Annotated in this window: 23 protein-coding genes; 9 read left to right on the top strand and 14 right to left on the bottom strand. The window is 61.5% G+C overall.

Annotated elements, in window-relative coordinates; all coding sequences use genetic code 11:
* Positions 1–37 precede the first annotated feature (37 nt).
* Positions 38–1033, bottom strand: coding sequence for an aldo/keto reductase (locus AC13Q5_RS23045; RefSeq protein WP_488503262.1), 996 nt, complete (start codon positions 1031–1033; stop codon positions 38–40).
* Positions 1034–1163: 130 nt separating this feature from the next.
* Here AC13Q5_RS23045 and AC13Q5_RS23040 point away from each other — a divergent pair, with 130 nt between their 5' ends.
* Together AC13Q5_RS23040 and AC13Q5_RS23035 are read left to right on the top strand one after the other, a co-directional pair.
* Positions 1164–2057: a LysR family transcriptional regulator gene (locus AC13Q5_RS23040; RefSeq protein WP_075856663.1), complete on the top strand. Its 894-nt coding sequence runs from the start codon at positions 1164–1166 to the stop codon at positions 2055–2057.
* 115 nt (positions 2058–2172) lie between these two features.
* Positions 2173–2787, top strand: a complete 615-nt coding sequence (locus AC13Q5_RS23035; protein WP_488503261.1) for a hypothetical protein — start codon at positions 2173–2175, stop codon at positions 2785–2787.
* On the opposite strand, the gene AC13Q5_RS23030 is transcribed toward AC13Q5_RS23035, so the two are convergent.
* The 4 genes from AC13Q5_RS23030 to AC13Q5_RS23015 form a co-directional block, all read right to left on the bottom strand.
* Positions 2780–3223, bottom strand: coding sequence for a GNAT family N-acetyltransferase (locus AC13Q5_RS23030; RefSeq protein ID WP_174175982.1), 444 nt, complete (start codon positions 3221–3223; stop codon positions 2780–2782). The genes AC13Q5_RS23035 and AC13Q5_RS23030 overlap by 8 nt on opposite strands.
* Before the next feature lie 14 nt (positions 3224–3237).
* Positions 3238–4188 (bottom strand): aldo/keto reductase, encoded by a 951-nt coding sequence (locus AC13Q5_RS23025; protein ID WP_488503260.1) that lies wholly within the window; start codon positions 4186–4188, stop codon positions 3238–3240.
* Positions 4189–4294: 106 nt separating this feature from the next.
* Entirely contained in the window at positions 4295–5293 is a 999-nt protein-coding gene (locus tag AC13Q5_RS23020; protein WP_488503259.1) for a GlxA family transcriptional regulator, read from the bottom strand.
* A complete protein-coding gene (locus AC13Q5_RS23015; protein WP_075856658.1) occupies positions 5290–5859 on the bottom strand; it encodes an isochorismatase family protein in 570 nt (189 codons plus the stop codon). Before AC13Q5_RS23015 ends, AC13Q5_RS23020 begins: the two co-directional genes overlap by 4 nt.
* 317 nt (positions 5860–6176) lie before the next feature.
* Between AC13Q5_RS23015 and AC13Q5_RS23010 the strand changes: the two genes are divergently transcribed.
* Entirely contained in the window at positions 6177–7163 is a 987-nt protein-coding gene (locus tag AC13Q5_RS23010) for a Gfo/Idh/MocA family protein (RefSeq protein ID WP_488503258.1), read from the top strand.
* 8 nt (positions 7164–7171) lie between these two features.
* Here AC13Q5_RS23010 and AC13Q5_RS23005 read toward each other — a convergent pair whose 3' ends face one another.
* Positions 7172–7558 carry a GtrA family protein gene (locus AC13Q5_RS23005; RefSeq protein ID WP_457878572.1) on the bottom strand — a complete coding sequence of 129 codons (387 nt, stop codon included), beginning with the start codon at positions 7556–7558 and terminating at the stop codon, positions 7172–7174.
* Positions 7555–8568, bottom strand: a complete 1014-nt coding sequence (locus AC13Q5_RS23000; RefSeq protein ID WP_488503257.1) for a glycosyltransferase — start codon at positions 8566–8568, stop codon at positions 7555–7557. Before AC13Q5_RS23000 ends, AC13Q5_RS23005 begins: the two co-directional genes overlap by 4 nt.
* A 239-nt stretch (positions 8569–8807) precedes the next feature.
* Between AC13Q5_RS23000 and AC13Q5_RS22995 the strand changes: the two genes are divergently transcribed.
* On the top strand, positions 8808–10640 hold the full coding sequence (locus AC13Q5_RS22995; protein WP_488503256.1) for a hypothetical protein: 1833 nt from the start codon (positions 8808–8810) through the stop codon (positions 10638–10640).
* Between the two features lie 99 nt (positions 10641–10739).
* Here the strand turns inward: AC13Q5_RS22995 and AC13Q5_RS22990 are convergent, their stop codons facing one another.
* Positions 10740–10967: a homogentisate export protein gene (locus AC13Q5_RS22990; RefSeq protein ID WP_075856654.1), complete on the bottom strand. Its 228-nt coding sequence runs from the start codon at positions 10965–10967 to the stop codon at positions 10740–10742.
* Between the two features lie 237 nt (positions 10968–11204).
* Here AC13Q5_RS22990 and xseA point away from each other — a divergent pair, with 237 nt between their 5' ends.
* Entirely contained in the window at positions 11205–12821 is a 1617-nt protein-coding gene (xseA, locus tag AC13Q5_RS22985) for an exodeoxyribonuclease VII large subunit (protein ID WP_488503255.1), read from the top strand.
* Entirely contained in the window at positions 12821–13411 is a 591-nt protein-coding gene (locus AC13Q5_RS22980) for an NAD(P)H-dependent oxidoreductase (protein WP_488503254.1), read from the top strand. The genes xseA and AC13Q5_RS22980 overlap by 1 nt, the downstream gene beginning before the upstream one ends.
* A gap of 73 nt (positions 13412–13484) precedes the next feature.
* On the opposite strand, the gene AC13Q5_RS22975 is transcribed toward AC13Q5_RS22980, so the two are convergent.
* From AC13Q5_RS22975 to AC13Q5_RS22965, 3 genes are all read right to left on the bottom strand, one after another.
* Positions 13485–14738: an aminopeptidase gene (locus AC13Q5_RS22975; protein ID WP_488503253.1), complete on the bottom strand. Its 1254-nt coding sequence runs from the start codon at positions 14736–14738 to the stop codon at positions 13485–13487.
* Positions 14739–14831: 93 nt separating this feature from the next.
* Entirely contained in the window at positions 14832–15305 is a 474-nt protein-coding gene (gene ybaK, locus AC13Q5_RS22970; protein ID WP_457878580.1) for a Cys-tRNA(Pro) deacylase, read from the bottom strand.
* A gap of 9 nt (positions 15306–15314) precedes the next feature.
* Positions 15315–15671 (bottom strand): ArsC family reductase, encoded by a 357-nt coding sequence (locus tag AC13Q5_RS22965; RefSeq protein WP_488503252.1) that lies wholly within the window; start codon positions 15669–15671, stop codon positions 15315–15317.
* A 153-nt stretch (positions 15672–15824) separates the two neighbouring features.
* Here AC13Q5_RS22965 and AC13Q5_RS22960 point away from each other — a divergent pair, with 153 nt between their 5' ends.
* Together AC13Q5_RS22960 and AC13Q5_RS22955 are read left to right on the top strand one after the other, a co-directional pair.
* Complete coding sequence (locus AC13Q5_RS22960; RefSeq protein WP_488503251.1) at positions 15825–16346, top strand: MarR family winged helix-turn-helix transcriptional regulator; 522 nt, start codon at positions 15825–15827, stop codon at positions 16344–16346.
* A gap of 70 nt (positions 16347–16416) precedes the next feature.
* Positions 16417–16632: a hypothetical protein gene (locus tag AC13Q5_RS22955; RefSeq protein WP_457878582.1), complete on the top strand. Its 216-nt coding sequence runs from the start codon at positions 16417–16419 to the stop codon at positions 16630–16632.
* Positions 16633–16637: 5 nt separating this feature from the next.
* Here the strand turns inward: AC13Q5_RS22955 and AC13Q5_RS22950 are convergent, their stop codons facing one another.
* The 3 genes from AC13Q5_RS22950 to AC13Q5_RS22940 all read right to left on the bottom strand — a co-directional run bounded on the left by AC13Q5_RS22950 (position 16638) and on the right by AC13Q5_RS22940 (position 20232).
* On the bottom strand, positions 16638–17699 hold the full coding sequence (locus AC13Q5_RS22950; protein ID WP_488503250.1) for a M14 family zinc carboxypeptidase: 1062 nt from the start codon (positions 17697–17699) through the stop codon (positions 16638–16640).
* A 116-nt stretch (positions 17700–17815) separates the two neighbouring features.
* A complete protein-coding gene (locus AC13Q5_RS22945) occupies positions 17816–18997 on the bottom strand; it encodes an MFS transporter (protein ID WP_488503249.1) in 1182 nt (393 codons plus the stop codon).
* 260 nt (positions 18998–19257) lie between these two features.
* Positions 19258–20232: a quinone oxidoreductase family protein gene (locus AC13Q5_RS22940; RefSeq protein ID WP_075856646.1), complete on the bottom strand. Its 975-nt coding sequence runs from the start codon at positions 20230–20232 to the stop codon at positions 19258–19260.
* A gap of 91 nt (positions 20233–20323) precedes the next feature.
* Between AC13Q5_RS22940 and AC13Q5_RS22935 the strand changes: the two genes are divergently transcribed.
* Positions 20324–21205 (top strand): LysR family transcriptional regulator, encoded by an 882-nt coding sequence (locus AC13Q5_RS22935; RefSeq protein WP_488503248.1) that lies wholly within the window; start codon positions 20324–20326, stop codon positions 21203–21205.
* The last annotated feature ends 8 nt before the right edge of the window (positions 21206–21213 follow it).

The raw sequence follows: 21213 nt of genomic DNA, 5'->3' as shown, positions 1-21213 counted from the left end.
CGGTGTCTTCGCCTGGGCAGGAAAGGCAGCCCATTTGTCATATATTCGTCATGGCCAGAGAGGCATCCGTATACCGTTTGCCGGCAACCGTTTCGGGCGAGATGATGTCGCCGAGTTCCTTCACTTCCCCTGGCGACAGCACGATATCGGCAGCCGACGAATTCTGCTCGAGATGATGCAGCTTGCGTGCGCCCGGGATCGGCACGATATCCTCGCCCTGGTGCAGCACCCATGCGAGCGCCAGTTGTGCCGCCGTGACGCCCTTTTCTTCGGCCAGAGCCTGAAGTCTTGCGACAAGCGCCGCGTTGGCATCGAAATTCTCGCTCTGGAAGCGCGGCAGCGAGCGACGGAAATCATCGGCGGCAAGGTCGTCCGTCTTGTGGATCGCGCCGGTCAGAAAGCCGCGGCCGAGCGGGCTGTAGGGCACGAAACCGATGCCGAGTTCACGGCAGGTGGCGAGCACATCTTCTTCCGGGTCGCGGCTCCAGAGCGAATATTCGTTCTGCAAGGCAGCGATCGGATGCACCGCATGGGCGCGGCGGATGGTAGCGGAGCCGGCTTCGGAAAGGCCGAGCGCCCGGACCTTGCCTTCTCTTACCAGTTCCGCCATGGCGCCGACCGTGTCTTCGATCGGCACGCTCGGATCGACGCGATGCTGATAGAAGAGGTCGATAACATCGGTGCCGAGCCGCTTCAGTGAGGCTTCGGCGACCTGCTTGACGTGCTCGGGCCGGCTGTCGACGCCGATCATCGCGGCCGGGCCTGATTTCGTGTGATCGAGCTTGAAGCCGAATTTGGTGGCGATGACCACGCGGTCGCGAACGGGCTTCAGGACGCGGCCGAGCAGCTCCTCGTTGGTGAAGGGGCCATAGGTTTCGGCGGTGTCGAAAAAGGTGACGCCGAGATCGACGGCACGATGGAGCGTCTTGACGGATTCGGCTTCGTCGGCGGCGCCATAGGCAAAGCTCATGCCCATGCAGCCGAGCCCAACGGCGGAAACGGTGAGATCCTTACCAAGCCTGCGGGTTTTCATGGTGTGTTCCTCTTGCGATGTATGGGAGCGGCAGTGGTCGATGCCTGCTGCCTACACGCTCAAGTTAGGATTCCGGATAATGAATGAAAATCCATGCAAATCCTAATGAGCTGTTCTATAATTTAGATCAATGAACAGAACGCAGCTCTCCCAACTTGCGGTATTCGCCGCCGTCGCCGCCCATCGCAGCTTCCGCGCTGCCGGCAAGGAATTGTCGATCGCACCGTCAGCGGTCAGCCACGCTGTCTCCAGCCTCGAGGAAAGCCTCGGCGTGCGGCTGCTCGCCCGCACCACGCGCAGCGTGCTGCCGACCGAGGAAGGGCAGGCATTGCTTCAAAGGCTGGCGCCGGCTCTCGAGGAAATCGACATCGCGCTGGAGGATACGCTTGCGACCCGAGGCCGCCCGGCGGGCACGCTGCGCATCACCGCACCGCGCTTTGCCTCCGATCTGCTGATGGCGCCGCGCATCGGCGATTTCCTCAATACCTATCCCGATATCACGCTGGAGATCGCCAACGAGGATGGCTTCAGCGATATTGTCAAGGACGGCTATGACGCCGGCATCCGGCTGGAGGAGAGTATCGAGGGCGATATGATCGCGGTGAAGGTCTGCCCCGACATCCGCACCGTGATTGCCGGCTCTCCGGCCTATTTCGAGAAGTATCCGAAGCCTCTGCATCCGCGCGATCTCGTTCATCATCGCTGCATCAAACGGCGATTTACCGATGGTTCGCTCTATCGCTGGGAGTTCGAGAAGGATGGCCGCGAGCTGATCGTGGCGATCGATGGCCCCCTGATCGTGATCGAGGACCGACTGGCGGTGTTGGCGGCCGTCAATGGCGCCGGCCTTGCCTATCTTTTCGATATCCGCGTGCAGCAGGAACTGGCCGAGGGCAAGCTCATCCGCGTGCTCGAGGACTGGTGCCCGCCCTATCCCGGCTTCTGCATCTATTATCCGAGCCGCCGGCAGATGCGCCCGGCCCTCAGAGCCTTCATCGATTTCTTCAAATATACGGGGCCTTAAGAGCGTCTGGAATTACGTCGAAACAAGCGAGGAGCGACTGCTGACAGAAATCGGGTGGCGGCAATGCCATAACTCGTCTCGACTGATCGGATGATTTCAGGAAGGGATTGCAGCAATGAGAAAACCGGGATCGATGAAGGGGCTTGAGGAGCTCGGCCGCGTCAGGCTGTCGAAGAACTTCTTCTTTCGCGATTTCCTGCATTCGGAAATTGCTGATTTCTATCGCATTCCCAACATTCCCGAAGATCCGGATTTGGCGATCGAGACCGGACGCAGGCTCTGCGAGGAATTGCTGGAGCCGCTCGAGGCAACCTTTGGCCGGCTACATATCCGCTCGGGCTACCGCTCGCCCGAGGTCAACGCCTTCGGCAACAGGAACGGGCTGAATTGCTCGACCAATCCTCACACCGCCGCGCATCACATCTGGGACATGCGCGATCTCGATGGCTGCATGGGCTCGGCCGTCTGCATCGTCGTGCCCTGGCTGATCGATCACCACAGCCATGAGGGCGATTGGCAGAAGCTCGCCTGGTGGATCCACGATCATCTGCCCTATGCGTCGCTCTGCTTCTTCCCGAAGCTATGGGCCTTCAACATCCAGTGGCACGAGCGGCCGATGCGAACGATCCAGAGCTATGTCAGCCCGCGCGGCATGCTGACCAAGCGGGGTATGGCGAACTGGGAGGGCGATCATTCCGCCCACTATGAGGGCTTTCCGAAACTCAGATAATGACGCGATAGCGGATATGCCCGTCGCTCTCGACATAGGTGTCGTAGAGTTTGCGGGCGGTCGCATTGCCTTCTTCGGTGTGCCAGTAAAGACGCGCCCAGCCGTTCTTCTTGCAGAGCGCCACGAGATCGTTGAGCAGCGCCCGGCCGACACCACGGCCTCGGGCGCTTTCGTCGACGAACAGGTCTTCCAGATAGCAGTCCGGCGCGCGCACCCAGGTGCCCTCATGCGTGATGCAGAGCGTGAACCCCTTCACCTCGCCACCGACTTCGGCCACGCGCATGAAGATCGCCGACGCCGGATCGAAGACCCGGCGCCATGTCGCATCGGTGATGTCGGGCGCGATGGTGACGCCGTAGAAGGCCAGGTATCCGTCCCAAAGCGCACGCCAGCGCGCTTCGTCTTCGGGCCTGGCGTCTCGGATCGTCACGGTCATCGGTCTGCCTCTATCTATTCACCGGCTGCGTCGAGCAGGCGCATGGCATCATCGGAAAGCGAAAGCTTTGCCGAATTGATTAGCGCGTCGAGCTGGCTGAGGCTAGTCGCGCTGGCGATCGGGGCGGTGACGCCGCGCTTGCGCAGCAGCCAGGCAAGCGCGATCTCGGCGAGCTTTGCGCCGGTTTCGGCCGCGACCTTGTCGAGCGCTGCGAGGATGCGAAGGCCCTTGTCGTCGAGATAGGCGGCAACCCGGTTCTCTCTCGCGCGCCCTTCCGTATCCGCCTTGGTGCGATACTTGCCGGTCAGGAACCCGGCGGCGAGGCTGAAATAGGTGATGACGCCGATGTCTTCCCTGACGCAGAGATCTGCCAGCGGTCCCTCGAAACTGTCACGGGCGTAGAGGTTATATTCGGGCTGCAGCACATCGTAGCGCGGCAGCCCGGCCTTTTCGGCAGCATCCAACGACGCCTGGAGCTGCGTTGCACTGAGGTTCGAACAGCCGACATGGCGGATCTTGCCCTGTTCCTTCAGCTTGGCATAGGCAGCAAGCGATTCCTCATGCGGCGTCTCGGGGTCGGGCCAGTGCGAGAGATAGAGATCGATATGGTCGGTCTGCAGCCGCTTCAGCGATGCCTCGGCCGCCTCGATGATATAGTCGGCCTTGAGACCTTTCTTGCCGGGACCCATGTCCGATCCGACCTTGGTGATGATAATGGCCTTGTCGCGCGAAACGCGGCCCTGCTTCAGCCATTTGCCGATGATCTCTTCGGAATCGCCGCCTTTGTTGCCGGGAACCCAGCGGGAATAGACATCGGCCGTGTCGATCGTATTGAAGCCGGCGTCGAAGAAGGCGTTGAGCAGTGCATAGGAGGTTTTCTCATCGGCCGTCCAGCCGAAGACGTTGCCGCCGAAAACGATCGGGGCGACAAACAGATCGGTTCGTCCAAGCTTGCGCATGTCCATGATATTTCTCCAAATCACTTGAGGGGCAAGCCGGCGAGCGGGTGCCGGCACGAAGGGACAAGGCAAGGCTATCGGCGTTTCGCCCCAAAGGCCACTAACGATTTCTTTATTCGGCCGTCGAGCGCCGATAGTGGCTGGGCGGCAGCGTGTTGTATTTCGACCAGACGCGCCGCATGTGCCGAGGCGATGCGAAGCCGGATTTTTCCGCCACGCGCTCCATGTCCAGCCGTGAATTGGCAAGGACGTCGCGCGCCAGCGTCACACGCATCAGATTGATATAGGCCGTCACCGACAGGCCGGCATGTTCCTGAAACAGCCGCGAAATATGCCGCGCACTCATCGCGCCGATGCCCGCAAGCTCGGCAAGCGACCAGCCATGGGCCGGATCGGCCATGATCGCATCCTGAACGCGATGGATGGCGGGGTGAACATGGTTGCGGCCGCTGAGCCAGGGGGAAAGCTGCGGCTCGGCACCCGTTCTTCGCATATAGACGACCATGTGGCGGGCAATGGTCAGCGCCGTCACCGGCGAGGTGAGCTTGGAGGCGAGATGCAGCATCAGGTCGGTGCCCGTGGTGATGCCGGCGCTCGAATAGCGGTCACGATCCTCGACATAGAGCCGGTTGTCGAGAACCCTTGCCGTCGGGGCATGTTCCCTGACCTCGTCGAGGCAGGCGGCATGCGTGGTGCAGGCGTAGCCGTCCATCAGGCCGGCGCGGGCGGCAAGCACGGCGCCGGAGCAGATGGTGACGAGGGTAATGCCCGGACGGATCGTGCCTCTTAGCCACGTCGCAAGTGTAGCAAGTTCCGGTTCGATATCCTCTGCGTCGTCAGGCGGCGTGACGCTGCCGGACAGGATGACATAGGCGCCATCGGGAATATGATCCGGCAGTGGTCTGAGATCGGCAAGCGTCAGCCCGACCGAGGTGGTCTGCGACGATTGGAGGGCGATGAACTGGTAGTCGAACAGGACGTCGTCCTGTTCGATATTGGCGCGGCGCAACACCTCCACCGGCCCGGCCACGTCCATCAGCAGCGTATAAGGCGGCAGGAGGACGTAGACAGGAATGATCCGCCGATGGAGGCGCCGGTCGCTTTGGGTCATGCGGCACTCCGGATCGATGCGTCGGCAAGCGCCTCTTCGACCGTCGCGATGCGGGCGAAACGGCCAGACAACACCAGTTCGCTGCGCCTCTTGATATCCTCGGCGCTGAAGACGGTGCCCGAGGCATGCGTCATCGGAAAGGTCAGCGTCGCCTCGGTGACGTAATCGACTTCATAGCCCAGATCTGAGGCGTGCCGTGTCGTCGTCTCGCAGCATTGCTCCGTGCGAATGCCCGAAACGATCACCTTGCGGATGCCGTTTGCCACCAGCCAGACATCGAGGCCGGAGCCGACAAGCGCCGAGTGGCGACGCTTGTGAAACACGGCATCAGCCTCCAGAGAGATTTCATCGAGCTTGCGCACGAATCCGCTGTTCAGGCTGAAATGCGCGTCGCTGTCCTCGACATGGAAAATCTGGACGACGGGAATGCCCTTCGCCTTCGCGCCGTCGATCAGCGCCTGCAGGCGGTTTGTGAAGGCAGGCAGGTCGTCCGTTCGCCAATAGGGGCGCTGGCGAAAGGATTCCTGTACGTCGATGACGAGCAGTGCGGTATCCGCGTGGGACATTTTCGTATCTCCTGTGCTTGAAGGATAGCCGAGATTAGGCGTCGGTTGAAAGCTTCGAAAGCCATCTGGCAGACAGAAAGAGGACAAATACGGACATGCTTGATGATCGTCATGCCGTCATGTTTGCGTAGACTGGCTGTCTCGGGCGTTGCGCCTCTGGGAAGGGCCGAATAAGGTTGGCGTCGATTTCATCGAGAGCGTAACGGCCTTCGTTTCGCTTTACCCACCGTGTTCAGAAAATATCCCGCCGGAAGAGCCGGGTGGCGATCGTCGCCATGCAGCCGTCTGCTTCGGGATGATGCTTTAGGAGAGAGATCATGCTGCGTTTCGGAATTCTGTCGACTGCGAAGATCGGCCGCGATCTGGTGGTGCCCGCCATTCAGGATGCGGAAAATTGCGTTGTAACGGCCATTGCCAGCCGTGATCTCGCCCGTGCGCGGCAGATGGCGGATCGCTTCTCCGTGCCGCACGCTTTCGGCTCCTATGAAGAGATGCTCGCCTCTGACACGATCGACGCCGTCTACATTCCCCTGCCGACCTCGCAGCATGTCGAATGGACGATCAAGGCGGCCGATGCCGGCAAGCATGTGCTGTGCGAAAAGCCGATCGCGCTCGAGGCGGATGAGATCGATAGCCTCATCGCCGCCCGCGATCGCAACAAGGTGCTGGTGACGGAAGCCTATATGGTCACCTATGCACCGGTCTGGCGGAAGGTTCGTTCGCTGCTCGCCGATGGCGCGATCGGCCGACTGCGCCACATCCAGGGCGCCTTCACCTATTTCAACCGCGATGCCGACAACATGCGCAATATTCCTGCGCTTGGCGGCGGCGGCTTGCCTGACATCGGCGTCTACCCGACGATCAGTACCCGTTTCGTCACCGGTCGCGAGCCCCTGCGCATTCAGGCAGTGACGGAGCGCGACCCGGAATTCGGCACCGACATCTATTCCAGCGTGAAGGCAGACTTCGGCGATTTCGAACTGACCTTCTATATCTCGACGCAGATGGCCAACCGCCAGGTCATGGTCTTCCACGGCACGGAAGGCTTCATCGAGGTGAAATCGCCTTTCAATGCCGATCGTTATGGCGCGGAAGAGCTGGAGCTGACCAATCGCGGCCATTCGGAATCCCAGATTTTCCGCTTCCCTGACAGCCGCCAGTACAAGCGCGAGGCAGAGGCCTTCGCATCGGCCGCACTTGGGGAGGGCACAGAAATAGTGTCGCTGGAAAGCTCGAAGCTCAACCAGAAGGTCATCGATGCCATCTACCGCGCCAGCGAGAAAGATGGCTGGGAGCCGGTCTGAGCGTTTTCTCAGGAATTTTGCCGGTGGCGGAAGACGAAGCGTGAATAGCCGAAGAAGCTGAACGCAGTCGCCGCCGCCGATGCAAGCGTCAGCGCGATGATCGGCCGCAATGACGGCTCGGTCATCAGCAACGAGCTGAAGAGGGCGTAGTTCAGCAGAGCCGAGGTCAACCCGACCGAACCATAGCGGAAGCCCTCCGCCGCAAGCGAACGGTTGGATCGGCCGAAGGTGAAGTTGCGGTTGAGCACCCAGGTTGCAAGCAGTGCGCTCGGTATGGAGATAGCACGCCCGACAAAGGGGCCGACGGGCGTGAACCATATCAAGAGATGCAGGACGCCCGCATCGACGACGAAACCGATGCTACCGGCGATCAGGAAGCGAAAGAGCTTCTTCATGCGGCCTTGGCCCTTTTCTTCCGGCTTGCGGGCTTCTCGATTTCCGCCACGTAGACCGTCCTGTCATCGCCGTTTTCACGCGAGGACGGCTTGGGCAGGCTCATGTAGTGGATGCGCAATTGTTCGGCGCGGGCGCGCGCCACGGAATCGAGGATGATACCGGCCGTGAACAGCATGAAAGCGATCATCGTCAATGCCACGGAAAGCACCCAGGTCGGCATACGCGTCACCATCCCGGTCTCGAAATATTCGACAAGGACCGGAATGCCGAAGCCGATGCTGAGCTCCACGGCAATGGCGCTCAAGATGCCGAAGAAGGCGAAAGGCCGCGTTTCCTTCATCAGCATCGCGAACATCCACAGGATCTTGCCACCGTCGCGAAAGGTGGAAAGCTTTGAATGCGAACCTTGGGGCCGCCGTCCGTAATCGAGTTCCAGTTCGCTGACGGGCAGCTTCAGCCTGGAAGCATGGACCGACATTTCCGTCTCGATCTCGAAGCCGCCCGACACGGCCGGAAAGCTCTTGACGAAGCGGCGCGAGAAGGCGCGGTAGCCGGAGAAGATATCGGTGAAATCGGCGCCGAAGATGGTGCGATAGAGCCAGTTGAAGATGCGATTGCCGAAGGCATGGCCCTGTCGGCCGGCGTCGTTCTGGACGTTGCGGCGCGTGCCGACGACCATATCGGATCCCTCAGTCAGCAGCGTGCGGATCAGCTCTTCGCCGTCCTCGGGCGCATAGGTTCCGTCGCCGTCAGCCATCAGATAGATGTCGGCTTCGATATCGGCGAACATGCGGCGCACCACATGTCCCTTGCCCTGCCGACGCTCACGCACGACGCTCGCGCCGGCGAGCATGGCATGCAGCGCGGTGCCGTCGGTCGAATTATTGTCGTAGACGTAGATCGCGGCCTGCGGCAGCGCCTTGCGGAAGCCGCGTACGACCTCGCCGATCGTTGCGGCTTCGTTGTAGCAAGGCAGGAGGACGGCGATGTTCAGCTTCTCATTCCACATGGTCTTGGCCGGTTGCTACGCGTGAAGTCAAGTTGAGGCCCGATTGACGATCCGGACGAGAGCTTATCCCGTTGGCTGTTAATAAGACCCTATGGCTGCGAAATAAAAATGGCGGGATATCGGCGCCGCGAAAAACATTATCGTGATGAAAGCGGCAACCGGCATGAGCTTTACTTTTTTTTGATCGGCAGCCGTTAGCGTATCGCCCCGACTATCCTTCCAACATGGGGTTTATCGAGATGGCGCAAACGCTGGCAATGCCGCCCGAGGCAGCCGGAACGGCAGAGAAGAAGGCGCCTCTGCGCTGGTCTCATCCTGCCCTAGTAGCGCTCGTCTATACCGTCGTCGTCATCGTCGCGCAGCTCGTCATTCATCGTAATCTCACGGACTACGTCGGCCCGGATAATGACGACGCCATGCGTCTTGTCGAAGTGCGCGATTTTCTCGCCGGCCAGGGCTGGTTCGACATGATGCAGTACCGCCTCGGCCTCGATGGCGGCACGCTGATGCATTGGTCGCGCTTCATCGATCTGCCGATTGCAAGCCTCATCCTCTTCTTCCGGATGTTCTTTTCACCCGAAGGCGCCGAGGCGGCGGCACTGACCGTCTGGCCGCTGATGCTCATCCTGCCGTTGATGTTCTTCATGGGTCTCGCCGGCAGGCGCATCGCCGGTCCGCAAGGCATGCACTTTTCACTGATCCTGACAGCATTCTTCGTGCTGCTTTCGCCGCGTTTCGTGCCGGGATCTATCGATCACGACAACGTCCAGCTTGGCCTCGTCGCCCTTGCCATTGCTATGCTGGTCGACGAAGGCTACAAGCCCAGTAACTTTGCGATCGCCGCCGTTGCGCTTGCCATCCAGCTCGGTATCGGCGCGGAGACGACACCCTTCGTCGCCGTCGCCTGCGTGTCAGTTGCCTGTTTGTGGGCCTGGAAGGGCGAAGTCTTCGCACCTGCCGCGAAAGCCTTTGCCCTGACGCTGACGGTTGCCGTCAGCGCCGCCTTCCTTTCGCTGGTGCCGCCGCGCTTCTATTCCATGGTCACCTGCGACAATCTCTCGCTCGGCTTTTATGGCATCACCAGCGCCGGCTGCGTCGGGCTTCTCCTGTCATCTCTCTTTGCCAGCCGTCTCTCCAGGCCTTGGCGTATTGCAATTCTCGCGGTCAACGGCGCTTTCGTCTTTGCGACGACCGTCGCGCTTGCGCCGCAATGCCTGCGCAATCCGCTTGCCGATCTGGACCCCATGCTGGTGGATCTCTGGCTCAGCAGGGTGACCGAGGCACAGTCGATCATCTCCGTGGCCCATCGGCAGCCCGATACGCTCGGTGCCTTCTATGCGACGGGTCTCCTGGCGATGCTCATTTGCGCCGCTCGTATCCTGCGGGGCAATCGCGCGAGCCTCCATGCAATGCTGATGGCTCTGATCGCGATCAATTGGGTGATTACGCTCGTGCAGGTACGCGGCGCAGAATTTGCCAATCTCCTGGCCATACCGCCATTGGCATTGGTGATCGCCGAGCTGCGAAAAACCTATATGGCCGATACCAGAAATCTTCGTTCCGTTCTGCTTTATGCAGTGACGATATTGGCTTCCGTTCCGGCTGTTTGGGCCGTGGGCGGTGCGCTTGCGAGCAAGGGCATCGTCAACGGCTTTGCGGTCGCGACACCCGCCAAGGCGGAGGAGGCTGCCAATTGCGCCTCAAAAGAGGCCTTGGCACCGATCGCAGGTCTTGAGCCAGGGGTCGTCGCGGCGGCCTCAAACATGGGAGCGCCGATTTTGCGCTTCACGCCGCACCGCACCCTCTCCGGCCCCTATCATCGCGATCCCGATGGGATGCTGGCCGAGCTGCATATCGGCCTTGCGGAGCCGAAGCAGGCTGAGGTGCTTCTGCGTGAGGCAAAGGTGACGATTGTCGCTTTCTGCAAGGATGATCCACAGGTGGAAATCATGAGCGAACGGGCACCCAAGGGGTTTTATGCGCAGCTAAGCGCCGGGCGTGTACCCGTCTATCTGGAACCCATTGCGGCATCGACGGCATCGGATGTGCAGTTCTTCCGCTTCAAGCCATAGAATCGAGCTGGAGCGTCTCAGCTCTTCCCGGATTCTCTAAACCGCTCCGCGTCACGCAATTCCAGTCGGGAAACCGCTAAACACTTCCCGAGGTTGCCTTTAAGCGCGGCGTTGTTCCATCACATCGGCGGTGATGAGATAGCCGATGAAGCCAAGATTATAGCCGCCAAGTGCGATGAACAGCATCATCAACGGCGGCGGCGTGACAGACATTGCTACCGCTGCCATGAAGGCGATGCTCACCAGCGCCACGCCGAGCAGCGCGCCGATCGTCGTGCGCTGCAGGCCGGCGGCAATTCCGATGATCGTGGCGGTCGCGAATATCATCGCTCCATATCCTCTTTACCAAGAATCAGTTTGCACAGGTTTACGCATCGATGGCTAAGAAAGGCTTTGTCAGCAGGGTTAACGTTTGATGAAGTGATAAGCTCCACGCTCTTTATGGGACATGCAATAATCGCTGCTGTCCCTCAAATATGCGCACAATCCTCGCCTTCGATCGATTCAGACTTAAGGGGTATGACAAGGCTCCGCATTTTCCGCGACATCGGCTAGAAAGAGGACATGAGCAGCTTTTTTGAGAATGATTCGCCGTCGAACCTGACGGAATACTCCGTCTCGGAATTGTCGGGATCGATCAAGCGCACGGTCGAGAACGCGTTCGATCAGGTGCGCGTGCGCGGGGAAATCTCCGGCTATCGCGGGCCGCATTCCTCGGGCCATGCCTATTTCTCGCTGAAGGACGACCGCTCCCGCATCGACGCGGTGATCTGGAAAGGTACGTTCTCCAAGCTGAAATTCCGCCCCGAGGAGGGGATGGAAGTCATTGCGACCGGCAAGGTGACGACCTTCCCAGGTTCGTCGAAATATCAGATTGTCATCGAGAGCCTGGAGCCTGCCGGTGCCGGCGCTCTGATGGCGCTGCTGGAGGAGCGCAAGCGCAAGCTCGGCGCCGAAGGTCTCTTTGATCCCGAGCGCAAGCGCCGGCTTCCCTTCATGCCTGCCGTGATCGGCGTTGTGACCTCGCCGACGGGTGCCGTCATCCGCGATATTCTGCACCGCATCTCCGATCGCTTCCCCGTGCATGTGCTGGTCTGGCCGGTGAAGGTGCAGGGAGAGGGCTCCGGCGACGAGGTGGCGAACGCCATCCGCGGCTTCAACGAGTTTGCACCCGGCGGCCCGATCCCGCGCCCCGATGTGTTGATCGTTGCGCGCGGTGGCGGCAGCTTGGAGGATCTCTGGAGTTTTAACGACGAGGCCGTCGTTCGTGCCGCTGCCGGCAGCGATATTCCCCTGATCTCCGCCGTCGGCCACGAGACCGACTGGACCTTGATCGACTATGCTGCCGACGTGCGCGCTCCGACGCCGACGGGCGCTGCGGAAATGGCCGTGCCGGTCAAGGCGGAACTTGAGGCACAGCTTGCAAGCCTTGCCGCCCGGCTGCAGGGCGGCGTGGGTAGGCAGATGGACCAACGGCGGCAGGCAGTGCGCGCGTTGCTGCGCGCCTTGCCGTCGCTCGACCAAATCCTTGCTTTGCCGCGCCGCCGTTTCGATGAGGCGGCCGCCGGCCTCGGCCGCGGGCTGGAGCTGAACACGCTGAACAAGCGTCGTTCCTTCGAGCGCACGGCCTCGCAGCTGCGGCCGGATATCCTGTCGAACCGGATCGCCGAGCGCCGCCAGCAGCTGACCGAGCGGATGACCCGTGCCGAGCGGACCATCGAGCGCATGCTCGACCGTTCCCGAGCCCGCATCGAACGCGCCGATGCCGTTTTCGCCACGCTGCCCTCGCGGCTAGAAGCACAGACGGGCAGGGCTCGCGATCGCCTCGGCAATCTCGTCCGCCACGCCGATACGGCCATCCGTCATCAGCTGACACGTGCCCGCAGCGAACTGGTCGCGCAGGAGCGTATCCTGCAGTCGCTCTCCTACAAGAACGTCCTGAAGCGCGGCTATGCCGTGGTGCGTGATGAGGACGACCGCCCGGTTTCGCTGGCGGCAGCACTTTCGACGGGGGCGGCCATATCGATCGAGTTCGCGGACGGCCGCGTCAGTGCCGTCACCGGCGACGATGCTACCCCACCATCGTCTTCATCCACGGCATCAGGCGCTATGCCTGCGAAGAAGCGGGCAACCAAACCGGTAGAACCTGCCGCTCCGCCGAAGCAGGGAAGCCTGTTCTGATGCGCATCCTGCTGGTGCTGGCCCATCCCCTGGAAGACAGCTTCGCCGCCGCCGTCGCGAAGCTGGTGGGGGAGACGCTCGTTGCCGGCGGCCACCAGGTTGATCTGCTCGATCTCTATCGCGAAGGCTTCAATCCCAGTCTTTCGGAAACGGAACGGCGAGGCTATTTCGATCAGCCCTATGATACGTCGGGCGTCGACGACATCGTCGTGCGGCTTCGAGCGGCAGAAGGGTTGATCCTGGTCTTTCCGCAATGGTGGTTCAATTTTCCGGCCATCCTCAAGGGCTTCTTCGATCGTGCCTTTGCGCCCGGCGTCGCTTTCACCCATGATCCGGCCGGCGGCCGCATCGTGCCAAAGCTCACCAATATCCGCCTGTTCTGGGCGCTGACGACGACCGGCTCGCCCTGGTGGATCGTTCATCTCTACATGGGCAATCCGGTGCGGCGCCTGCTGAAGCGCGGCATCGCCGCCTTCTGCGCCAAGCGGCTGAATTTTCGCATGCTGGCGCTCCATGACATGGACCGCGTCACTGATGCAGGACGCAAGGCGCATCTCGAACGCATCAGCCGAGTGCTGGCGACGATCTGATCTCACAGTCGAGCCAAAAATATGCCGCGGCAAGGATACCGCGGCACGATAGCGTCGAAATGTCCGGGCGTCCTTACGCCCACTCGCCCTTGCGCATGACAGGCACGCGCGAGCCATCGGCATTGATGCCGTCGATATCGACCTTGTCGGAGCCGATCATCCAGTCGATGTGGATCAGGCTGGAGTTGCCACCCTGCGCCTTGATCTGTTCCTGGCTGAGCTTGGCGCCGTCGATGAAGCACTTGGAATAGCACTGGCCGAGCGCGATGTGGCAGGAGGCGTTTTCGTCGAAGAGCGTGTTGTAGAACAGGATGCCGCTTGCCGAAATCGGCGAGGAATGCGGCACCAGCGCCACTTCGCCGAGCCGGCGCGCACCTTCGTCGGTGTCCAGCACCTTGTTCAGCACTTCCTCGCCGCGCGTCGCCTTGGCTTCGATGATCCGGCCGCCTTCGAAGCGCACCTGGATATTGTCGATCAGCGTGCCCTGATGCGAAAGCGGCTTCGTCGACGAGACATGGCCTTCGACGCGCAGCGCGTGCGGCGTGGTGAAGACCTCCTCCGTCGGGATGTTCGGGTTGCAGGTGATGCCGTTCTTGGCGGTGGAAGCGCCGCCATGCCATTCATGGCCGTCCGCGAGGCCGACCGTCAGATCGGTGCCAGGTCCCTGGAAATGCAGGGCGGCGAAGCGCTGGCCGTTCATCCAGGCCGAGCGCTTGTGCAGATTGGCATTGTGCTCGGCCCAGGCCGCAATCGGATCTTCGACATCGACGCGCGAGGCGGAAAAGATCGCCTTGGCGAGCTTCGCAACCGCGATCGCTTCCGGATCGTTCGGGAAGACCAGCTTCGCCCACGAGGGATTGGGATAGGAGACGATGTTCCAATTGGTGTCGAAATTCGAGATCTTTTCGAGTGCCGGCTTGTAGGCGGCCGAGTTGGCGCGGTTGGCGCGGGCCACCTTGTTCGGGTCCTGGTTGGAGAGCAGCATCGGGTTGTCGCCGGCAATGGCGAGGCGCGCCGTGTTGTTGGAGAAGGCCTTGGCCATGCCCTCGTAGAGCCATGTCGCCGCGCGGTCGAAGCTCGCATCGTGACCGTATTCGTAGCGGGCAAGCGTCGTTTCCTCGTCCGCATAGAAGGTGGAGACGAGGCCGGCACCGGCCTTATAGGCCTCGCGCGTGATCAGCCGCACCAGCGGCATCGCCGCAACCGGCGCCGTCATCAGCAGATCCTGTCCGGCCTGCAGCTGCAACCCGACCTTTACGGCCACTTCCGCAAGCTTTTCCAGCTTGGCATGATCGACGGGATGATGGTTGGGGGAGGCTGATGTCATGGCAAAACCTGCTTGGCTTATATCGAAGATGGTCTAAAGACTTAGACCGGTTTGCGGCGAAATTGAAGGCGCTTTGTCCGATCCTGAAGATCGTCAGGCAATCAGCGGCGCAGCCTTGGCCTTGAGCGCGGTCAACGCGTCCTGCGGGCTCAGCCGCACCTGTAGCCCGCGCTGGCCGCCGTTGATATAGACATAGGCCTCCGTCATCGCCTGCGCCTCGATCGCTGTCGGCACGATCTTCTTCTGGCCGAAGGGGCTGATGCCGCCGACATGGTATCCCGTCAGGCGCTCGGCATCGACGGGCTTCATCATGGCGGCAGACTTGCCGCCGAAGGCTGCGGCGAGCTTCTTCATGCTGACTTCGTGGTCGGAGGGCACGACGGCGCAGACCGGCTTGCCGTCCACCTCGGCCATCAGCGTCTTCAGTACGCGATGCGGCTCTTCGCCAAGCGCCTCAGCCGCCTGCAGGCCGACCCGCTCTGCATTCGGATCGTAGTCATAGGTGTGCACCGTGAAGGCAACCTTCGCCTGGGTCAGCACTTGCGTGGCGCGGGTGGTTTTTGACATGGCTTGTCTCTAGGCGGCCTTGCCGAATGCGGCCGCATAAATGTCGGGTTTGAATCCGATCAGCAACTTACCGTCTGCCTCCAGCACCGGGCGCTTGATCATCGAAGACTGCGCCAGCATCAGCGTGATGGCCTTGTCGTTCGACAGATCGGCCTTGTCCTCTTCCGGCAAGGCCTTGAAGGTGGTGCCGGCACGGTTGAGCACCACTTCCCAGCCGGCTTCCTTCGTCCAGCGCTCCAGGTGATCCCGGTCGATGCCAGCGGCCTTGTAGTCGTGGAAATCATAGGCGATGCCGTGGCCCTCGAGCCAGGTGCGCGCCTTCTTCATCGTGTCGCAGTTCTTGATGCCGTAAATGGTGATCGTCATGTCGAATCCGTCTCTTGCTGTCCGATAGCGCATACCATGCGAATAAAGGCGGATGAAAGCCGATCGTGGGGCCAAGCGGTTCTCTCATCCGTTGCAGTTGCCACCCATCATCCTGTAAATATGCAGTGTGCATATTTATGGCGCAGGTGGAGCATGGCGACGGACAAGGAAATATTGCGGCTGGAGAATCTTTTCGGCGCCATGAGCCTTGCTCTGGTGGACAAGATGGAAAAGGCTTTCACGGATGAAACCGGTCTCGGCCCGAGCGCGATCGCTGCCATCGTTCAAATCGGCACCGAGCCTCGCCTGACGATCGAGACCTTGCGTCGAATGATCGCGCTCTCCCATTCGGCCACCGTGCGCCTCGTCGACCAGTTGGTGGCATCCGATCTCGTGCTGCGTGCCGGTGGTGTCGAGGGCGACAAGCGCGCTCGCTCACTGCAGCTGACGGAGAGTGGCCGCGCGCTCTTTGACAAAAGCCTTGGTGCCCGCCGAGCCATCATTCATCGAGCTTTCGCAGCGCTGGAAGCTGAAGAGAAGGAGCAGCTCGGCCGCCTGGTGGAGAAGCTGCTGCCGGCATTGGTCGACCTTGGCGACGATCAGGATGTGGTCTGTCGCGTTTGCGATCAGGGTGTTTGCGATCAGGATCGCTGCCCCATTGCCTTCATGATCTAGTGCCTCAGCACTCTCTTGACATTGCATCAATATATATGCACACTGCATACATATATCGAAGATAGTGTCGATGGCTGGCGTTATCGATGCTTTGAACCTTGCCTGCATCGACTCGATCGGAGGCATGATCGCCATGGGAAATCGTTCAATTCTTGCCCGGCTAAGGGGTAAAGGACGTGCCGCACTTGCTGGCGTGCAGCATCATCTTCATCGCATTGGTATGCTTCTCCAAGAGGCGGCCGCAATCGCCTTCATCATCCGCTGCCGGGTCATCGATCGCCGCTAGGCAGATCAATCTTCCAGCGTGCCGGGCTTGCGAGTAACGGAACTCGGCCTATCGGAGCCGATCTTCATCAGGTCGCCACGCCTGCGTACCAGCCGGTCGGAGACACGAGTGACGATGAGGCCTGCCTGCGGCGCGTGGACATTGATGGTCCCATCCGCCATACCGGGAGAGGTGATGATCGTCGCCAGCAGGTCGCCTTCCGCAACGCGTTCACCGATATTGCGATGGAAGAGCACGGTGCCTGCCTGTGGCGCACGGATCATCTCGATATTGTCGAGCGGTACGGCCGGTCCGCTAAAGCCGCCTAGCGCGACGCTGTCGTCCTGCACCGCGCCACGCGCGGCGAGGAAGCGCCAAAGTCCTGCGGCATCTTCCTTTGCCATTTCGGGGTAAACATCGCGGGTACCGCGCAATTCCACCGTGACCGAAAGCTTGCCCGGCAGCTTTGCTTTCTTTTCTCCCGGCACTTCATATTTCCAGGCGAAACTGACAGCCTCTTCAAAGGCCGAGCTTTCGCCATCGGAAAGTAGTACGGCATCCATCTTGAGTGCCGCGGCAAGGTCCGCCGCCTCGGGCCAGAAGGCCTCGTCGATATAGGCATATTGCAAGGATTCGTCATCGCAATGAAGGTCAATCACCAGATCGGCGCCGAGCGCCATATGGATCAGCTGGCGCTTCAGCCGGTCGACGGCAGGATAGCGATCGAGGTTCTCGATCAGCAGCTCGCGATCGCGTAGCGAGATCAGCGGGAAGTCGCGGTTGAAATTGGTGCGCGATCCCAGGTCGAAGCGACCTTGCATCTCGCCGAAGTGCGATTGCGCTGCACCGATCGGATTGGCGTGTGGCACGACGACGATATCGCTGAGGATCCTGCCCCCCGCCTCGGCCTGCCGCAACCTCTCGCAGAGGAAATGGACGAGCGCTGTTCCCGGCAGCTCGCCGGCGTGCAATGCGGCCTGGATATAGATTTTCGGTGCATCGGCCTTGGTGCCGGCAAAATGCAGGATGGGCAGCCGCCAGGCGATCCCCGGAGTGTCGCCTTCGATGACGATTTCGGTGACGTTCATGGGCGGGCCTCCTGCTGCGTGATCATCGGAGATCCTTATCAAGCCTTGACCGCAGGCCGCAACCATTTGTCGTCTATCGACGGCAGCTGGAATGGGAAGTGCAGCTTAACTTGCGTCTAGCGGCTGCGGTTCCTGCGCAGGCAGAAGCTCAGGATAAGGCTGAGCAGCACTGCGCCGACGCCGAAGGAGAAGGGCGCGGCATAGCCGAGATGATCGGCAAACAGGCCGGCGATCGGGCCGGTCGAGCCGAGCGATACATCGAGAAAGATCGAATAGAGCCCGAGCGCGACGCCGCGGTTCTGCGGAGGGATGCGCTCCATGGCCTCGTTGCCGAGTGCCGGGAAGACGGGCGCGAAGCCGGCACCGGCCAGAGCCGCGCCGATAATGGCAACGGTCGGGGAGGGCGCAAAGGCAAGGGCTGCCAGGCCGATGATCTCGACGACGAGCGAGATGCGCACCAGAGGCAGGCCGCCGAAGCGCGCGACTGCCTGGGCAAGACCCAGGCGCACGCCCATGAAGGCAAGGCCGAAAGCACTCAGGGCGAACGAGGCGCCCTCCCAGCCGCGGCTGTGGAAGAACAGCGCCACGAAGGCCATGACCACGCCGAAACCGCTGGAGGCAAGGGCAAGCGCGACGCCGAAAGGCGCGACGCGGCTCAGCACCTGGCCGGTGCCAATGCCCTTTTTTTTCACGCCAGGCACCGGCGGGCGCGTTTGCGCCAGCATGAAGCCGGCAACCGCAAGGATGATGGTGACGACGCCGATGGCGAAGAAACCGTATTGCCCCTGTAGCCAGGCGCCGAAGGGGGCGGCAAGCGCGATGCCGCCATAGGTGGCGATGCCGTTCCAGGAGATGATGCGGACGGTCTCGCGCGATCCCATCAGCCCGATTGCCCAGGTAATCGCCGCCGTGCTCACCCAGCTTTCGCCGATGCCGAGCGCCAACCGGCCTGCAAGCAGGAGCGCAAGGCTTGCCGCCGGGACGTTGACCGTAAATGTGGAGGCGATCGTCAATGCGCCAGACAGGCCATAGGCAAGGAAGCCGAGAAAGACCGAGCGGCGCGGTCCATATTGATCGCAGAGCCGGCCGACATGGGCGCGGCTGACGATGGTCGCCACATATTGCGTGCTGACGGCGATGCCTGCCCAGACGACGCCGAAACCCAAGCTGCTGTCGACATAGGTCGGCAGAACTGCGAGTGGAAGACCGATGGCGATGTAGCCGAAGAATGTCAGCGCGACGATTGAGACGAGGGATAGGGTCGAGGTGGATCGGATGGTCTGAGAAACAGTGTTCACGGGATATCGCCTGCGGGCACCGGCAACGGTGTCCATGCTGTTTGCCACGAAGGATCGGGGTTCGTATCGGATAGCCATGACGGCGGCGGCCGGATGGCCGTGCGGCGCCACAGACAACGGGTATCAGGCAAGGGCAGGCATGGTCAACGAATTGCTGCCTTGCAGCAAAAGCGATTGACGGGATGAATTGATTGTGCGTGCGGCTTGAAGCTGCTGTGCCTTTGCAACGAAGCCGGCGAACCGGCCTCGCTGGAAACGTCTCACATCGTCAATATGACACTGGCCGTTGTTCGTCCGGCCTCCAGGTCGGCATGGGCCTGGGCTGCATCCTTGAGCGCATATTCGGCGCCGATCGGGTTGATGAGGCCTGCCTGCAGCGCATCCATCAGCGCCGTGGCGCCTTGGCGGTAGAGGTCCGGATCGCTGGCGTAGGTCAATACGCTTGGGCGTGCCAGGCCGATTGCGCGAGGCGCTGTCAGCTCCTCGATCTGGATCGGCGGAATCGGGCCGCCTGCCTGGCCCAGGCTTGCGACCATGCCGAAGGGGCGTACCGCGGCAAGCGTCTGCGACAGCATCGTCCCGCCGATCCCGTCGACGGCAAGATGCACGCCGCGACGATCAGCAATAAGGCGCGTTTCCTCCACCCAATCTTCCGATGTGTGCAGGAGCACCACATCCGCGCCGGCCTCATAGGCAAACTCAGCCTTGGCTTCGGAGCCGACTGTGGCGATGACGTTCGCGCCAATCCGCTTGGCAAGGCGCGTCACGAGCTGGCCGAGACCGCCGGCGCCCGCATGGACGAGCACCCATTCGCCTGCTTTCACAGGGTAAACCTTCTGCAGCACCATGTGCGCCGTCAGTCCGCGCAGCATCGTACTGCCGGCAACGCGTTCGCTGACGCCTTCGGGCAATTTCACCAGTCGGGCGGCAGACAGCGTGCGCACTTCGGCATAGCTGCCGAGTGGATGGCCGATATAGGCGACACGGTCGCCAACCTTCAATCCTGCGACTTCGGGGCCGATCGCCTCGACGACACCGGCGCCCTCGAAGCCGAGCACGCTTTGGCCTGGCGGCAGCGGATAGAGCCCGGAGCGGACATAGATATCGACGAAATTGACGCCGGAAACGCTCTGGCGGATGCGGGCTTGGCCGGGACCTGGTTCCGTGGCGGGGAGCTCGACAGCTTTCATGGCTTCAGGCCCGCCGGGGCCGGTAATGGCAATCGCTAGGGGCATGCGGAAGTCTCCTTTCAGGAGATCTTTGACCACAAAGCCCGGCTTGAATAAATTCGGTATGAACTCACCACATCTGTGCAATAATGCACCGATGATAGACTGGCAGGACCTTCACCATTTCGCCGCCCTCGCACGAACCGGCTCGCTGTCCGCCGCGGCGCGGGAGCTGGGCGTCGATCACGCGACGGTCGGCCGGCGCATTGCCGCGCTGGAGCGTTCGCTCGATTTGCGCCTCATCGACCGGCGGCCGCGCACTTCTCCTCTGACGGCAGATGGCCGCGCGATTGCCGAATTGGTGGGACGTATCGATGAAAATGTCGAGGCGATCAGGCGCTATTCGAAGAGCGCCGTCGCCGGGCTTTCCGCCGCGGTCAAGATCAGCGCGCCGCCATCGGTCGCCGCTCATCTCCTTGCTCCGAAAGCGGCCTTGTTTCGCATGGACCATCCGGACATCACCCTGACTGTCGCCGGTGTCTCGCGCCGTGCGGCGATCGATCACGGTGAGACGGATATTGCCGTGAGAACGACGAGGCCGGAGGAGAGCGATCTGCTGGTTCGGCGCATCGGCGTGATGCGCTTCGGTCTTTATGCCGTCCCATCCTTCGTGCAGATGCCGGAGGAAGACTGGGTCTTCATCGGCTATGATGCAGCCCTTGAACATCTGACGCGGGAGACATGGCTGCGCAGTCTGCTGGCCGGGCGGCCAATCGTATTCCGCGCCGCCGATATCTTCGGGCAGCTCGAAGCTGCGCGCGCCGGCATTGGCGTCCTCGTGCTTCCCACTTTCCTGGGGGATAGCGAACCTGCCTTGACGCGCCTTCCGGCAACGGTTCCGTCACCCACACGGGATCTTTGGCTGGTAACCTACCCGGATCTACGACGTTCGCCGGCTGTCCGAGCCGTCATGGATTTTGTCTGCGACGTGATCGGCCAAAGCTGCCCCATCCGGGACGACGCAAGCGCAGGAGCGTAAGGGTAACT

Source organism: Martinezella sp. CNPSo 3964, from assembly GCF_057784375.1.
This window is presented reverse-complemented; position numbering and strand designations above follow the sequence as displayed.

Excerpts from the sequence above, each read along its gene's own strand:
- AC13Q5_RS23005 (WP_457878572.1), bottom strand. The coding sequence starts at position 7,558 with ATGAAGAAGCTCTTTCGCTTCCTGATCGCCGGTAGCATCGGTTTCGTC.
- AC13Q5_RS23000 (WP_488503257.1), bottom strand. The coding sequence starts at position 8,568 with ATGTGGAATGAGAAGCTGAACATCGCCGTCCTCCTGCCTTGCTACAAC.
- xseA (WP_488503255.1), top strand. The coding sequence starts at position 11,205 with ATGAGCAGCTTTTTTGAGAATGATTCGCCGTCGAACCTGACGGAATAC.
- AC13Q5_RS22990 (WP_075856654.1), bottom strand. The coding sequence starts at position 10,967 with ATGATATTCGCGACCGCCACGATCATCGGAATTGCCGCCGGCCTGCAG.
- AC13Q5_RS22955 (WP_457878582.1), top strand. The coding sequence starts at position 16,417 with ATGGCTGGCGTTATCGATGCTTTGAACCTTGCCTGCATCGACTCGATC.
- AC13Q5_RS22980 (WP_488503254.1), top strand. The coding sequence starts at position 12,821 with ATGCGCATCCTGCTGGTGCTGGCCCATCCCCTGGAAGACAGCTTCGCC.
- AC13Q5_RS22935 (WP_488503248.1), top strand. The coding sequence starts at position 20,324 with ATGATAGACTGGCAGGACCTTCACCATTTCGCCGCCCTCGCACGAACC.
- AC13Q5_RS23035 (WP_488503261.1), top strand. The coding sequence starts at position 2,173 with ATGAGAAAACCGGGATCGATGAAGGGGCTTGAGGAGCTCGGCCGCGTC.
- AC13Q5_RS22995 (WP_488503256.1), top strand. The coding sequence starts at position 8,808 with ATGGCGCAAACGCTGGCAATGCCGCCCGAGGCAGCCGGAACGGCAGAG.
- AC13Q5_RS23040 (WP_075856663.1), top strand. The coding sequence starts at position 1,164 with ATGAACAGAACGCAGCTCTCCCAACTTGCGGTATTCGCCGCCGTCGCC.
- AC13Q5_RS22960 (WP_488503251.1), top strand. The coding sequence starts at position 15,825 with ATGGCGACGGACAAGGAAATATTGCGGCTGGAGAATCTTTTCGGCGCC.
- AC13Q5_RS22965 (WP_488503252.1), bottom strand. The coding sequence starts at position 15,671 with ATGACGATCACCATTTACGGCATCAAGAACTGCGACACGATGAAGAAG.
- AC13Q5_RS22975 (WP_488503253.1), bottom strand. The coding sequence starts at position 14,738 with ATGACATCAGCCTCCCCCAACCATCATCCCGTCGATCATGCCAAGCTG.
- AC13Q5_RS23025 (WP_488503260.1), bottom strand. The coding sequence starts at position 4,188 with ATGGACATGCGCAAGCTTGGACGAACCGATCTGTTTGTCGCCCCGATC.
- AC13Q5_RS22950 (WP_488503250.1), bottom strand. The coding sequence starts at position 17,699 with ATGAACGTCACCGAAATCGTCATCGAAGGCGACACTCCGGGGATCGCC.
- ybaK (WP_457878580.1), bottom strand. The coding sequence starts at position 15,305 with ATGTCAAAAACCACCCGCGCCACGCAAGTGCTGACCCAGGCGAAGGTT.
- AC13Q5_RS23045 (WP_488503262.1), bottom strand. The coding sequence starts at position 1,033 with ATGAAAACCCGCAGGCTTGGTAAGGATCTCACCGTTTCCGCCGTTGGG.
- AC13Q5_RS23010 (WP_488503258.1), top strand. The coding sequence starts at position 6,177 with ATGCTGCGTTTCGGAATTCTGTCGACTGCGAAGATCGGCCGCGATCTG.
- AC13Q5_RS23020 (WP_488503259.1), bottom strand. The coding sequence starts at position 5,293 with ATGACCCAAAGCGACCGGCGCCTCCATCGGCGGATCATTCCTGTCTAC.
- AC13Q5_RS23015 (WP_075856658.1), bottom strand. The coding sequence starts at position 5,859 with ATGTCCCACGCGGATACCGCACTGCTCGTCATCGACGTACAGGAATCC.
- AC13Q5_RS22940 (WP_075856646.1), bottom strand. The coding sequence starts at position 20,232 with ATGCCCCTAGCGATTGCCATTACCGGCCCCGGCGGGCCTGAAGCCATG.
- AC13Q5_RS23030 (WP_174175982.1), bottom strand. The coding sequence starts at position 3,223 with ATGACCGTGACGATCCGAGACGCCAGGCCCGAAGACGAAGCGCGCTGG.